11 protein-coding genes are annotated in these 14,365 nt (G+C 36.1%); 6 read left to right on the top strand and 5 right to left on the bottom strand.

All coding sequences use genetic code 11. From position 1 onward, the window contains the following. Positions 1 to 11 precede the first annotated feature (11 nt). From gyrB to dnaA, 5 genes are all read right to left on the bottom strand, one after another. Positions 12 to 1,961, bottom strand: a complete 1,950-nt coding sequence (gene gyrB / locus FC97_RS01010; protein WP_054642743.1) for a DNA topoisomerase (ATP-hydrolyzing) subunit B — start codon at positions 1,959 to 1,961, stop codon at positions 12 to 14. Further along, entirely contained in the window at positions 1,961 to 3,082 is a 1,122-nt protein-coding gene (gene recF / locus FC97_RS01005) for a DNA replication/repair protein RecF (RefSeq protein ID WP_054642742.1), read from the bottom strand. The genes gyrB and recF overlap by 1 nt, the downstream gene beginning before the upstream one ends. Next, a complete protein-coding gene (yaaA, locus tag FC97_RS01000; RefSeq protein WP_025085416.1) occupies positions 3,083 to 3,292 on the bottom strand; it encodes a S4 domain-containing protein YaaA in 210 nt (69 codons plus the stop codon). Positions 3,293 to 3,531: 239 nt separating this feature from the next. Continuing rightward, complete coding sequence (gene dnaN / locus FC97_RS00995) at positions 3,532 to 4,668, bottom strand: DNA polymerase III subunit beta (RefSeq protein WP_054642741.1); 1,137 nt, start codon at positions 4,666 to 4,668, stop codon at positions 3,532 to 3,534. 158 nt (positions 4,669 to 4,826) lie between these two features. After that, on the bottom strand, positions 4,827 to 6,203 hold the full coding sequence (gene dnaA / locus FC97_RS00990) for a chromosomal replication initiator protein DnaA (protein ID WP_082604721.1): 1,377 nt from the start codon (positions 6,201 to 6,203) through the stop codon (positions 4,827 to 4,829). Positions 6,204 to 6,709: 506 nt separating this feature from the next. Between dnaA and rpmH the strand changes: the two genes are divergently transcribed. The 6 genes from rpmH to FC97_RS00960 all read left to right on the top strand — a co-directional run bounded on the left by rpmH (position 6,710) and on the right by FC97_RS00960 (position 14,361). After that, positions 6,710 to 6,850, top strand: coding sequence for a 50S ribosomal protein L34 (gene rpmH, locus FC97_RS00985; RefSeq protein ID WP_025085419.1), 141 nt, complete (start codon positions 6,710 to 6,712; stop codon positions 6,848 to 6,850). Between the two features lie 67 nt (positions 6,851 to 6,917). Further along, on the top strand, positions 6,918 to 7,259 hold the full coding sequence (gene rnpA, locus FC97_RS00980) for a ribonuclease P protein component (RefSeq protein ID WP_025085420.1): 342 nt from the start codon (positions 6,918 to 6,920) through the stop codon (positions 7,257 to 7,259). A 28-nt stretch (positions 7,260 to 7,287) separates the two neighbouring features. Next, complete coding sequence (yidC, locus tag FC97_RS00975; protein ID WP_054642740.1) at positions 7,288 to 8,142, top strand: membrane protein insertase YidC; 855 nt, start codon at positions 7,288 to 7,290, stop codon at positions 8,140 to 8,142. A gap of 140 nt (positions 8,143 to 8,282) precedes the next feature. Further along, on the top strand, positions 8,283 to 9,671 hold the full coding sequence (gene mnmE, locus FC97_RS00970; RefSeq protein WP_054642739.1) for a tRNA uridine-5-carboxymethylaminomethyl(34) synthesis GTPase MnmE: 1,389 nt from the start codon (positions 8,283 to 8,285) through the stop codon (positions 9,669 to 9,671). Between the two features lie 25 nt (positions 9,672 to 9,696). Next, entirely contained in the window at positions 9,697 to 11,604 is a 1,908-nt protein-coding gene (gene mnmG, locus FC97_RS00965) for a tRNA uridine-5-carboxymethylaminomethyl(34) synthesis enzyme MnmG (RefSeq protein ID WP_054642738.1), read from the top strand. 222 nt (positions 11,605 to 11,826) lie between these two features. Beyond that, positions 11,827 to 14,361, top strand: coding sequence for an excinuclease ABC subunit UvrA (locus FC97_RS00960; RefSeq protein WP_054642737.1), 2,535 nt, complete (start codon positions 11,827 to 11,829; stop codon positions 14,359 to 14,361). The last annotated feature ends 4 nt before the right edge of the window (positions 14,362 to 14,365 follow it).

The following is a 14,365-nucleotide window of genomic DNA, read 5'->3' as shown; positions in this document are numbered from 1 at the left end:
GTCATCCTCCCTTAATAATCTACTTCAGCATATCGTGCATTTTCTTCAATGAATTCTCTTCTAGGTTCAACTTTATCACCCATCAACATTGAGAAAATTTCATTAGCTTCGATAGCGTCATCGAGGTTAACACGGTCCAATCTTCTCTTCTCGGGATCCATAGTTGTTTCCCAAAGTTGATCAGCATCCATTTCACCAAGACCCTTGTAACGTTGGATCTTTGGCTCTGGCTTTGGTGGTAATTGTTCAACGAAATCATCTTTTTCTTTATCAGTATCAAAGTATTGCATCATCTTACCCTGACGTACTTGATACAAAGGTGGCTTGGCAATATAAACATATCCTGCATCAACAACCGGACGCATATATCTGTAAAGTAATGTCAAAAGTAAAGTTCTGATATGAGCACCATCGACATCGGCATCGGTCATGATAATGATCTTATGATATCTTGCTTTAGAAATATCAAAGTCTTCTCCAAAACCGGTACCCATAGCTGTGAACAATGTTCTGATTTCTTCATTAGCCAAAATCTTGTCCATTGAAGCCTTTTCAACGTTCAAGATTTTACCTCTAATAGGTAGAATGGCTTGTGTTAAACGTGAACGACCAGTTTTAGCGGAACCACCGGCAGAATCACCCTCGACAATGAATAATTCAGAAATTTCAGGGTCTTTACTAGCATTATCAGCCAATTTACCTGGTAAGTTACTGATTTCCAACCCATTTTGCTTTCTAGTTACTTCACGAGCACGTTTAGCAGCTAGACGTGCTTTTGTTGCTAAAGAACCTTTTTCAACGATCTTTTTAGCGACGTCAGGGTTTTCCATCAAGAACTTGGAGAAGTGTTCACTGAATAAACGATCAGTGATTGTTCTGGCATCACTATTTCCAAGCTTAGTCTTAGTTTGACCTTCAAATTGTGGGTCTGGATGCTTGATTGAAACAACCGCAGTCATTCCTTCACGAACATCCTCACCAGATAATTTTTCAGTATCTTTTAACATTTTATTTTTGTGAGCGTAATCGTTAATAACACGTGTCAAAGCTGTCTTGAATCCAACTTCGTGAGTACCACCTTCATAAGTATGAATGTTATTAGCGAAAGTCATCAAATTAGTATGATATTCATCGGTATACTGTAACGAAACTTCAACTGTAATACCATCTTGAACACCTTCAAGATAAATTGGTTCATCAAAGAGAACTTCTTTATCCTTATCCATAAATTCAACGTAACTTCTAATTCCGCCTTCATAATGGAATACTAATTTTTCAGCTGTATCAGCTCTTTTATCTGTAAATGTGAGTTTAAGTCCCTTATTTAAGAAAGCTAGTTCACGAATTCTAGTTGTTAAAACTTTATCATCGTAAATTGTTGTTTCCGTAAAGATATCAGGATCTGGCACAAAGTGAACTCTCGTACCATGTTCAAATTCTTTAGCATCACCAATAATATGCATAGCATTATTGACCTTGCCGCGTTTAAAGTCGATACCATAGCGTTTTCCGCCACGAACAACTTCAACATCTAGTTCACTACTCAAGGCGTTAACAACTGAGGCACCAACACCATGAAGTCCACCAGATACCTTGTATCCGCCACCGCCGAATTTTCCTCCGGCATGCAAAATTGTATAAACCGTTTCAAGAGCTGGTTTACCAGTTTTCTTTTGAATATCAACTGGAATACCACGTCCATCATCAGTAACAGTAATGGAGTTATCAGGTTCAACAGTAACTTCAATCTTTGTTGCGAAGCCAGCTAAAGCTTCATCAATACCATTATCAATAATTTCCCAAACAAGATGATGTAAACCTTGCTTACTAGTAGAGCCAATATACATACCAGGACGTTTACGAACAGCCTCTAGTCCTTCAAGAACTTGAATTTGACTAGCATCATATTCTTCGACTTGTTCTTCTCTTTTTTCTAGCTCAGCTTTTCTGTCTTCAGCCATTAAATCTCCTCCTGTTGAACTTTGCCATTATTTATATTTAAAATATTCGGATTCTTCACCAAATCAGGATCCACATCATCTATTGATGTTGTCGTGATAAACGTTTGAATTCCCTGTTTGATCGACGACAGTAAATGGGTTTGGCGCTTATGATCAAGTTCTGATAACACGTCATCTAATAAAAGAATCGGATAATCACCAACTTGATCTTTCATTAATTCAACTTCAGCCAATTTCAGACTCAACGCAACCGAACGCTGTTGACCTTGCGAACCAAAATCTTGAGCATTTTTTCCATTAACTAAAAACTTGATATCGTCACGATGTGGTCCAGCCAAGGTCACCCCACGCTGAATCTCGCGTTGATAATTTTTCTTGAAAGTATCTTTGAAAACATCATAAATATTTTCAAGTGTTTTACCGTCAGTGTTGAAAAATGTGCTGTAAGTAATTTCTAGTTTTTCATGATCTTCAGTTATATTTGCATGAATCTTTTCAATATAGCCTTGAAGCTTCTGTAAAAATTGTAAGCGTGAAAAAACTACTTCAGCACAATAAGCTGCAAATTGATCGGACAAAACATCCAAATAGATCAAATCCTTTGCTTGATGATGCTGAAGTTTCTTCAAATACGCATTACGTTGTTTTAGAACTGAACGAAATTGACTCATCGTCTTCAAATATTGCGGCGACATTTGGCCAAATTCCATATCAATGAACTTTCGCCTAATTCCTGGATTACCTTTAACGATTGAAAGATCTTCCGGTGAAAAAAGAACTACATTCAAATTACCAATGTAAGTCGACAGTTTACGTTGTTCTAAATTATTCAATTTAGCTTTTTTACCAGATTTACTAATCACTAAATCTAATTTTAAGTGACTAGAGTTATCTTTTATCACGGTTCCAGAAATTCGAGCAAAATCACTGCCCCACTTAATTAAATCCTTGTCATTTGATGTTCGATGGCTTCTTGTTAAAGCTAAAAAGTACATAGCCTCTAATAAATTGGTCTTGCCTTGGGCATTTTCACCTAAGAACACATTGATGTTCGGCGAAAATTCGACCTGCAAGGATTCATAGTTACGATAATTTTGAAGTTTTAGTTCTTTAACAAACATTTATTCGATTTCAAAAGTTTGATCACCGACAACTATTACATCGCCAGAACGCAACTTCTTACCGCGACGATCCTCAGGACTGCCATTAAGTAAGACTGAATTCTCTCTCAAAAACCATTTGGCTTGGCCACCAGTCTCAATGACACCTTCATCTTTCAAAAGTTGACCTAAAGTAATAAATTCAGTTTCAAGCTTAATTTTTTCTGACATATTAACACCCTATTTATTAGATTTATCCATTAATGACATACTAATATTATAGTTGTTTTCACAATAAAAAACAACTTAGAACGAAATATCAGCCGTTTTGAGCAATTTTTCGGATAATGAGTATCCACCCACTAAAATTGTCCAAAAAAAGTTCTTACGCAAAACTACGGCGTTTAAATATATAATGCAAAAAAAAATAGGCTGAACCGAAAAGTTCAGCCTATTTAGTTTATTTCACATTAAAATGTACGAACTGGAGTGATAAGTTGTACAAAATTATCACGATCTTCAACAGGTCTTAGTGTAAATGGATGCAATGGAGAAGTAAAACTCATTTCGATTGTAGTGTTACTACCGAATGATCTCAAAGCATCTTTCAAATAATCAGGGTTGAATGAAATCTCCAAATCGTCCCCTTCAAGATTATCAAAATCCAAAACTTCCTCCACAGTACCAACTTCTGGAGAATTACCATAAAGAGTAGCTTTTTTATCCACAGCTTTGATCTCTAATTTAATTACGTTATTTCTACTTTCATGTGAAAGCAAAGATGCACGTTCAACTGAAGCTAGTAATTTTGAAGAATCAAATGTCAATTTCGTACTTGATTCTTCAGGAATCAAACGATCAGTCTCAGGATATCTACCGTCCAATAGTCTTGAGTAGAACATAATGTTATCAAAACTGAACAAAACTTGATTTTCTGAGATCGACATTGAGATTTCTTTAACACTGTCGCTGATAGTTCTAACTAATTCAGTCAAACTCTTACCAGGGATAATTAAATTGTAGTCTTCATCACTAGTTATATTGATTCTTCTTTGAGAAAGACGGTGACTATCTGTGGCAACAGCAGTTAAACCCTCATTACTGATCAAGAAGTTAACACCAGTTAGAACTGGACGACTTTCTTGAGTTGAAACAGCAATAACTGTTTGATTAACAACTTCTTTAAAGACATCTGTTGGTAGAACTAATTGATTATCAGTTTCAACTTCTGGAAGATGTGGATAATTAACGGCATCTAATCCATTGATAGTAAATTCTGAAACACCTGATTTAATTAAAGTTTGATTATTTTCTAAAACTTCAAGTTCGAAGTTGTCACCAGGAAGCTTTTTAATAATTTCGTTGAAAAATCTAGCTGGTAAAACAATTGAGCCAGTACTTTCAATTTTTAAATCATTTTCAGAATTTTCTTTAGAAATGAATGAAGTAATTGAAATATCAGAATTACTTCCAGTAATAGTTAAGCCACTTTCAGAAAGATCTAATTTCATTCCAGTCAAAATTGGAATAGTTGTCTTTGTTGAAATTGCTCTTTGAACGTTACTTGTTTGATTAATGAATTTTGATCGATCAATAGAAAATTTCATGGGTAACTCCCTTTTTTAATTAATTAATATAAATATAGAAGTAGTAGTAGGGCCTGTTAAAACTGTGGATAAGTCACTAGAACTTAATATTCATAAGATTTTTGAATGTTATTAACAGGTGTGGATAACTCTGGGAAAAGTCAAAAGTTATGAACATGTTAATTTCTGAGGTCATCTTTTAATTCGTTGATGGAGCGTTTTAAATCGTCATCTTTTAGAGCCAATTCGGATATTTTATCACAAGAGTGCATGACAGTTGTATGATCTTTTCCGCCAAATTCCATACCAATTTGTGGAAGTGACCTATCTGTCAGCTCTCGAGCCAGGTACATCGCGATTTGTCGAGGTACAACAATTGATTTTACACGTTTCTTACCTTTTAAGTCTTGAACGGAGACATGATAAAATTTCGCAACTTTACTTTGAATTTTTGCAATTGATAAGCCTTTTTTATCATTAGATAGTTTAAAGGCTTTTAACGCATCAGCAGCAACGGATTTAGTTATATCAGTGTTTTTGGTTGTTGAATAAGCTTGAACGCGTATTAAAGCACCTTCAAGTTCACGGACATTTGTGTCAATCTGTGCAGCAATGTAAGACAAAGTATCGTTGGGAATCTCTAGATGTTCCGCTTTGGCTTTGTTTCTTAGTATAGCAATTCGAGTTTCGAGATCAGGAGCAGTAATATCAGCTGATAAACCACTAGTGAAACGGGAAACCAATCTGGCTTGTAATTTAGGGATTTCATTTGGCAAGCGGTCAGAAGTCATGACAATTTGCTTACCATTTTCGTATAATTCGTTAAAAGTATGGAAGAATTCCTCTTGAGTACCCTCTTTTTCGGCAAAAAATTGAATGTCATCTATTAATAGTAGATCGACGTTGCGATATTCTTGACGAAAATCATCTTGTGTCCTCATTTGAATAGAATTAATAAAGTCATTTGCGAAAGTTTCACTGGTAACGTACTTTACTTTGGCAGTTGGATCGAGTTTGATCATTTGATGTCCAATAGCTTGCATTAAATGAGTTTTTCCTAAGCCAACGCCTCCATAAATGAATAATGGATTGTAGACACCGCCTGGATCTTCAGCTGCAGCAAGGGCTGCGGCATGGGCCATTTGATTTCCACTACCAACAATAAATGATGAAAAAGTATATTTCGGATTTAAATGTGAGTTATGAAATATATGTTTTGGTTGAGCAGTCTCAGTGGCTGGTTCAACTTGGGGAGCAATTTCTTGCTCCTCTTTTTTTGTGACCTCATCATCATTTTCAATAATTGGGTTGAGTTCAATTCCGTTTAATTCATATGAGTAAATAGCAATTTTTTCGGTGTAATTTCGTTCCCAATAGTCTTTGTGCAGTTTTGTTGGGACTGAAATATAAATGTTATTTCCATCTATGTATAAGGGATTTGCACTTTCAACCCAAGTTGAATAACTGACAGAAGTTAATTGAGATCTAAGTTTACTTGTAAAATAGTCCCAAAATTCTGTAAGTTTTGGATCAGTTGAGTTATTTATATTTTGCAATTATTTCCCCCCAATCTTAAGTTGTGGATAATTTTTTCCCTAAAATGACAGTTTATAGTTTATCATTCTATTAAGAAGTTTTCCACAGAACACTTGTTTAAATTATGAAGAAATAACAACAGGTAATTTAATAATCCACAGCTTTGTGGAAAATAGAAATCCATTTCAGTTGTTAACATAGTTATCCACAATTTAGAAGCTTAAAAAGTCTTGATTTGCAGGTGTTACAAACAAAAAACAAGAATTCCACAAATTCTGTGGAAAACTAAAACACAGCAAAGTTAACAGTTGGAAAACCCTGTTTATGGAGCTGTGGAAAAAATAAGTTATCAAATCTTTAAACAAATTATCCACAATCGAAAATGCGAAAAACTTTTTAGCGAAGTTTTACATTTATAGGAAATTAGCTGTTTAAATTCGAGCTAGAACATGATATTATAGTTAAGCAATTGTCTGAAGAAGTGTTATTTAAAAAATTTTTAATATAAGAGTCAGGAGGTTTACTGATGACTACAAAGAGAACATATCAACCAAAGAAGCGTCACCGTGAACGCGTCCATGGTTTCATGAAGAGAATGAGTACAAGTAATGGTCGCAAAGTTCTAGCAAGACGCCGTAAAAAGGGTCGCAAAGTATTATCAGCTTAGTTTTGAAGGATCACTAAACAATTTGGTGGTCTTTTTTTATTACAAAACGAGAGTAGTCTGGTGACATATGAGAAAAAGCTATCGAATAAAAAAAGAAAATGAGTTTCAATATGTCTATTCAAATGGATATTCAGTCGCTAATCGCAACTTTGTACTATATAAGATTGCGAAAAAGGACCAAAAACATTTTCGTGTTGGATTATCTGTAGGAAAAAAGGTTTCACATACTGCGGTTGGTCGTAATCGTATTAAAAGATACGTTCGTCAATCACTTTTGGAATTGAAACCTGAACTTCCTGCAGAATTAGATTTCTTGATTATTGCAAGAAAGCCAGCTATTGATTTGGACATGTTTGAAACAAAAAAGAATATTGTGCATTTATTAAAATTGGGTAAAATATTACAGTAGGATATTAAATTTTAATGAATAAAAAATAATGGGTGTAAAAGTGAATAAAAAAAGCTTAAAGAAGTACATAGGTATTGCGCTATTACTTAGTGTTGTATTGGTGTTGGCTGGTTGTTCTAACCTAAATGAACCAATCACAAGCCACAGTACTGGGTTCTGGGATCACTATATTTTATATAGTTTCTCTCAATTCATTCTTTGGTTAGCATCAATCGTAGGTAATAGTTATGGTTGGGCTATCGTTCTTTTCACAGTTATCGTGCGTGTTATTCTGTTGCCACTTAACTGGCTTCAAATCAGAAGTATGAATAAGCAAATGAAGATTCAGCCTCAAATGAAGGCTCTTCAGGACAAATATTCATCAAAAGACGTTGAGACTCAACAAAAATTGAGGGAAGAAACACAAAAGTTATATAGTGAAGCAGGAGTTAACCCTGTAGCTGGTTGTTTGCCATTGGTAATTCAATTGCCAGTTATGTTCGCCTTGTATCAAGCTATTTACAAGACAACACAATTACGTGATGGTACTTTCTTATGGATGCAACTTGGAAAAGCTGATCCATATTACATCATGGCTATCCTAGCTGGTGTATTTACTTTCTTAAGTACATACATTTCTAGCTATTCACAACCACAACAAAATGCGACAACAAAGCTTATGACTTATGTCATGCCAATCTTTATCTTTGTTCCAGCATTGACATTCCCATCAGCTATTACAATTTATTGGGTTGTAACTAATGCGTTCCAAGTTCTTCAGACATTGGCTTTCCAAAATCCGTTCAAGTATCGTCGTGAACAAAAACAGGCTGAGGAAGCAGAACGTGATAAACAACGTCGTCTTAGAAAAGCTAAGAAGCGTGTATATAAAAATCGTAAATAATTGACAATCTCTAAAAATCTCGTTAAGATGTTTTAGAAATTTCAATATCGAATATAGAAAAGTAGTCAAGGTGCTTTTCCGTCAGAACAGGCGGATTATGCACTTTTTTTATGCTCAAAAATAGAGAAGGGAGCTATTTTATGCCAAGTGCAGTAACTGAATACGACACAATCGCAGCCATTTCAACACCTCCTGGGGAAGGTGCTATCTCCATCGTTCGTTTGTCAGGAGATCAGGCTATTTCAGTCGCTAAGAAATTATTTAAGGGACGCGATCTTGCTAAAGTTGCAAGTCATACGATTAATTATGGTCACATTATTGATCCAGCTGATGGTTCATTGGTTGATGAGGTAATGGTTTCTGTAATGCGTGCCCCTAAGACTTTCACATGTGAAGATGTAGTAGAAATAAATACCCACGGGGGTATAGTTGCTACGAATAAAGTACTTCAACTTTTAATTGGTTCTGGTGCCAGAATGGCCGAACCTGGTGAATTTACAAAACGAGCTTTTCTGAATGGTCGAATTGATTTGACGCAAGCCGAATCTGTGATGGATTTGATTCGTGCGAAAACTGATAAAGCTATGCAAGTGGCTGTCAATCAGTTGGATGGAAATCTACATCATTTGATTGCCAATTTACGTCAGGAAATTTTGGATTCTTTAGCTCAAGTTGAAGTTAATATCGATTATCCAGAGTACGATACAGACCAGATGACAACTAAATTGTTGCTGGAAAAGGCTCGTACTGTGAGTTCAAGTATTGATCAACTATTAAAGACAGCTGATAGTGGTGAAATTTTACAACATGGTTTAGCTACCGCAATTGTTGGAAAACCTAATGTTGGTAAATCTAGTCTTTTGAATCGGCTTTTGGACGAAGATAAGGCTATCGTAACTGATGTTGCTGGAACAACACGTGATGTAGTTGAACAGTACGTCAATATTGATGGTGTACCGCTTAAATTGATCGATACAGCTGGAATTCGTGATACTGAAGATAAAGTTGAGAAGATTGGTGTTGAGCGTTCTAAGAGTGCTTTAAAGAGTGCTGACTTGGTAATTTTAGTTTTGGACTCTAGTCGAGAACTAGAAGATGACGATATTGAACTATTAAATGCTACAACAGACAAGAAACGAATCGTTATTTTTAACAAGAATGATTTGATGCCCGTTATAACGCCTAATTCAGTAGTTCAGTTGAAGGATGACGATATTATTTTGCAAACTTCAGCCATTAAGAATGATGGTATTGAAACAATCAAACAAACCATCGGTAAAATCTTTAATTCAGGAATTGAAGATAATAGTAGTAATGTCATCATCACTAGTGCTAGACAAGCAGGATTGCTTCGTAAGGCCAAGAATAGTCTTAATGACGTTATTTCAGGGATTGAGGCTGGAATGCCTATTGACCTTGTACAAATCGATATGACAGCTTGCTGGAACACTCTCGGTGAAATTACCGGTGAAAGTTATCCAGATGAGTTAATTACACAATTGTTCTCACAATTCTGTTTAGGAAAATAGTTAATTTAAGTTAATAGGTGGAAAAATGGAAGTTAAAGAATTTGATTCAGAAACTTATGACGTTATCGTTGTAGGTGCCGGCCATGCGGGCTCAGAAGCTGCTTTGGCTGCCGCTCGAATGGGCGAAAAGACATTATTAATTACAATCAATTTGGATATGGTAGCTTTCATGCCATGTAACCCTTCAGTTGGTGGACCAGCTAAAGGAATTGTTGTTCGTGAAATTGATGCTTTAGGTGGCGAAATGGGCCGCAATATCGATAAGACTTACATCCAAATGAGAATGCTTAATACCGGTAAGGGACCTGCTGTTAGAGCACTTCGTGCCCAAGCTGATAAGAATATGTATCACCGTGAAATGAAGAATACTTTGGAAAAAGAGCCTAATTTAACGCTCCGCCAAGGTATTGCTGAAAAGTTGATCGTTGAAGATGGTGTTTGCAAAGGTATCGTTACAGCCACTGGAGCTAAGTATCATGCTAAATCTGTTGTCTTAACAGCGGGTACATCATCCAGAGGTAAAATCATCATTGGTGAATTGACATACTCATCTGGTCCTAATAACAGTATTCCTTCAATCAAGTTATCTGAAGATCTTGAGAAGCATGGTTTCAAGTTAACAAGATTTAAGACAGGGACACCTCCTCGTGTTAACAAGGATACGATTGATTTTGACCAAACAATCGAACAACCAGGTGATAAAGAGCCTAACCATTTCTCATTTGAAACGCCTGATTCAAGTTATCTTCAACATCAGATTTCTTGTTGGATGACTTATACTAATGCAGATACGCATAAGATTATTCGTGAAAATCTTAATCGTGCTCCAATGTTCTCTGGTGTTATCAAGGGTGTTGGCCCTAGATATTGCCCATCAATTGAAGATAAGATTGTTCGTTTCGCTGACAAACCAAGACATCAAATCTTTTTAGAGCCAGAAGGTAAGGATACTCAAGAGTATTATGTTGGGGATTTCTCAACATCTATGCCCGAGGAAATTCAATTGAAGATGCTTCATTCAGTTGCAGGACTTCAGAATGCTAAGTTGATGCGTCCTGGGTATGCTATTGAATATGATGTTATCGAACCATGGCAATTGAAGTTAAACCTTGAAACTAAAGTTGTAAAGAATCTCTTCACAGCTGGACAAATGAACGGAACATCAGGTTACGAGGAAGCTGCTGGTCAAGGAATTATGGCCGGTATCAATGCTGCTCTACGTGCTCAAGGTAAAGATCCATTTATTTTGCATCGTAACGAAGCTTATATTGGTGTTTTGATTGATGACCTTGTAACTAAGGGAACTAATGAACCATATCGTCTATTAACTAGTCGTGCAGAATATCGTTTGATTTTACGTCATGATAATGCTGATCTTCGTTTAACTGACAAAGGCTATGCCCTTGGATTGATTAATGATGACCGTTATAACGCCTTCAAAGAGAAACGTCAAACTATCAAGATGGAATTAGATCGTCTTTCACGTAAGATGATTACCCCTAAGCAAGCATTGCCATTCCTAAAGGCACATGACTTAAAGCCTTTGAAGGATGGCGTACTAGCTGATCATTTCTTGAGAAGACCAGAAGTTCACTATCAAGATATTATTGATATGGTCGGTGCTGCTGATTTTCCAGTTGATAATCGAGTTGCTGAACAAGTTGAAATTGCTACGAAGTATGCGGGTTATATTAAAAAAGAACAACTTCAAATTGACCGTTTGAAGAAGATGGAATCAAAGAAGATTCCTGCTCGTCTTGATTACACAAAGGTTGATAGTTTAGCTACTGAAGCCGTTCAAAAATTGAGTAAAATCAATCCTGAAACAATCGCTCAAGCAAGTCGTATCAGTGGTGTAAATCCCGCTGATATCGGTATCTTGAGTGTCTATATTGAACAAGGTAAGATTGCTAAGTTGCCTGAGGCAAACTAGTTAACCGTTATAACGTTACTTTTTGAAACATATTATATGAAAATTTGGAAGGACCATGTCGCAAGCGACATGGTCCTTCTTTGTTTAGAATAGAAAGAAAATACAATATTCCGCCGCCACTTATCGCTTGATAAATAAATACTAAAATTTAACTTCATCGTTATATTAAGGAATAACAAACGACAATGTTATAATTTACCCGTTAACTAGAGGGAGAAAGTTATGACAATTAGACATAAAAATTATATTCCAGATAATATTGAAGTTGTTGGTGCTAATGCTAATAACCTTAAGAATATCAATGTAGATATTCCCTTGAATTCGTTTGTAGCTATCACCGGAGTTTCGGGTTCAGGAAAATCATCTTTGGCTATGGATACGATTTATGCAGAAGGAGCTAGAAAGTATCTGAATGCTTTGTCGACCTACACGAGAAGAAGAATCACACAAATGGGTCGTTCTGACGTTAAAAACATCAAGAATTTACCTTCAACGATTGCCTTAAGACAACGTCCTGTTGTACCTAGTGTTCGCTCAACCGTTGGAACGATGACTGAGAGTCTGAATATTTTACGATTGATGTTTTCACGACTAGCTTCAGTAGTTTGTCCCAATGGTCATCGTTTAGATCCAACTTTAAAGATTTCAGAAGTTATGGATTTGCCAACCAGCGATGAGGCTATGGGGATGATGACCTGTCCCGTTTGTCAGGCTAAATTCATGGCCTTTGGTGCTGAGGACTTTGCCTTCAATTCAGATGGTGCTTGTCCTACTTGCCAAGGAACGGGTTTTTTAAAGGAAATTGAATTAGATAAGATTATTCCAGATCAATCCTTAAGTATTGATGAGGGAGCTGTAAGATCTTGGAATTTGCCTGGAAGAACTTTACAAAAAGATATTATTAAAGAATTAGGCGTTAGAACTGACGTCCCATTCAAAGACTTAACGGCAAAGGAAAAGGATATCGTTATTAATGGCAAGGAACAGAAGAAAGAGGTTTTGGTTCCTACTAAGACTGGACGTTCATTTAGACTGAATGCCCTTTATGAGAATGCAATAACTGCCGTCAAGAATAGTTTGAAGAGTACTAAGAACGAGAATACTTTGACACGTTTGGAAAGATTCTATACCGAAAAGGTTTGTCCAGATTGTCATGGTAGTCGTTTTAATCCTAAATTGTTTACCAATGAATTAGTCGGTAAAAATATCGCTGAAGTTTCCCAATTTACGATTTCCCAACTTCAAGATTTTTGTCAGGAAATTATGGATTGGTTGCCTGATGATATGAAATCCTTGGGCAAAAATTTGACTAATGAATTATTAGATTTGCTGTCACCCATCGTTGATTTGGGACTTAATTATTTATCCATTTCTCGTGCTGGTAATACTTTATCAACTGGTGAACTTCAGAGAATTCAGTTAGCTCGGACGATCAGAAATCAGATGACTGGGGTTCTGTATGTTTTAGATGAGCCTAGTGTCGGATTACACGCCGCTAATGTGGCTGGATTGATTAAAATTTTGCGTGAATTAGTTAGATTGGGGAATTCCTTGATTGTCGTAGATCATGACACAAGTATTATTGCGGCTGCCGATTACGTAATTGAAATAGGTCCTGATTCTGGTGCTGATGGTGGTCGTGTTATTACACAAGGGACAGTCGAGGAAATTGAACATCATCCCGATTCTGTGATTCAACCTTATTTAACGGGTAAAGCTGATATTATCAAACATCAACCAACAGAGGTCTTTAAAAAAGGAACCATCAGTATTCAGATTGGAGACCGTTATAACATTCACGATATGACGGCTAAATTTAGTAAAGAATCACTTAATATCGTTTCGGGGATGTCAGGCTCTGGTAAGACAACTCTAATTTTTGAAAGTCTATTACCAGCATTACAAGCCAAAATAGATGGGGAGAAACTACCTAAATTTGTCAAATCAGTTGATAACGCTGATATTAAAAATATTGTTAAAGTTGATTCGGTTCCAATTGGTAAAAATGTTCGTTCGACGGTTGGAACCTACACCAAAATTTTGGATCATCTAAGAAAAATCTTTGCACAAACATCAGAGGCTAAAGCTAAGAAATTTACGCCAACTTATTTTTCATACAACAATAAACAGGGTGCTTGTCCAAATTGTGGTGGTACTGGTGTAATTACTTTGGATATTCAGTACTTACCTGATATGGTTCAAACTTGCCCTGTCTGCCACGGAAATCGTTATAAAAAAGAAATTCTTGATATTATGTGGCATGGTAAGAACATTGCTGAGATCCTAGATATGTCAGTTAAACAAGCTGATAAATTTTTCCAAGATGTTCCTCAAATCAAAAACACACTAGATGTTTTGATCAATATTGGATTAAGCTATCTTAAATTAGGTGAAAGTACACCGACTTTGTCCGGTGGGGAAGCTCAAAGAATGAAGTTAGTTACTTATATGAAGCGTAGTCAAAAGAATCAACTCTTTGTCTTCGATGAACCTAGTGTTGGGTTGCATCCTAAGGATGTTGGCGTATTGTTGGATGTCTTTAATAAATTGTTGAAACGTCACGCCACAATCATCGTAATTGAACACGATTTGGATATTATATCCAATGCTGATTACATCAATGATTTAGGTCCCGAAGGTGGAGTCAATGGTGGTAAAATTGTAGCAACGGGTACACCGAAAACGGTTGCAAATAATTCAGCTAGTTTAACTGGAAAGTACCTCAAAGAACATTTGAAATTGTTCAATCAAGATTAAGAGG

The organism is Companilactobacillus kimchii DSM 13961 = JCM 10707, assembly GCF_001435445.1.
Lineage (GTDB): Bacteria > Bacillota > Bacilli > Lactobacillales > Lactobacillaceae > Companilactobacillus > Companilactobacillus kimchii.
Note: the sequence above shows the minus strand (reverse complement) of the source record. Positions and strands in the feature narration are given on the sequence as shown.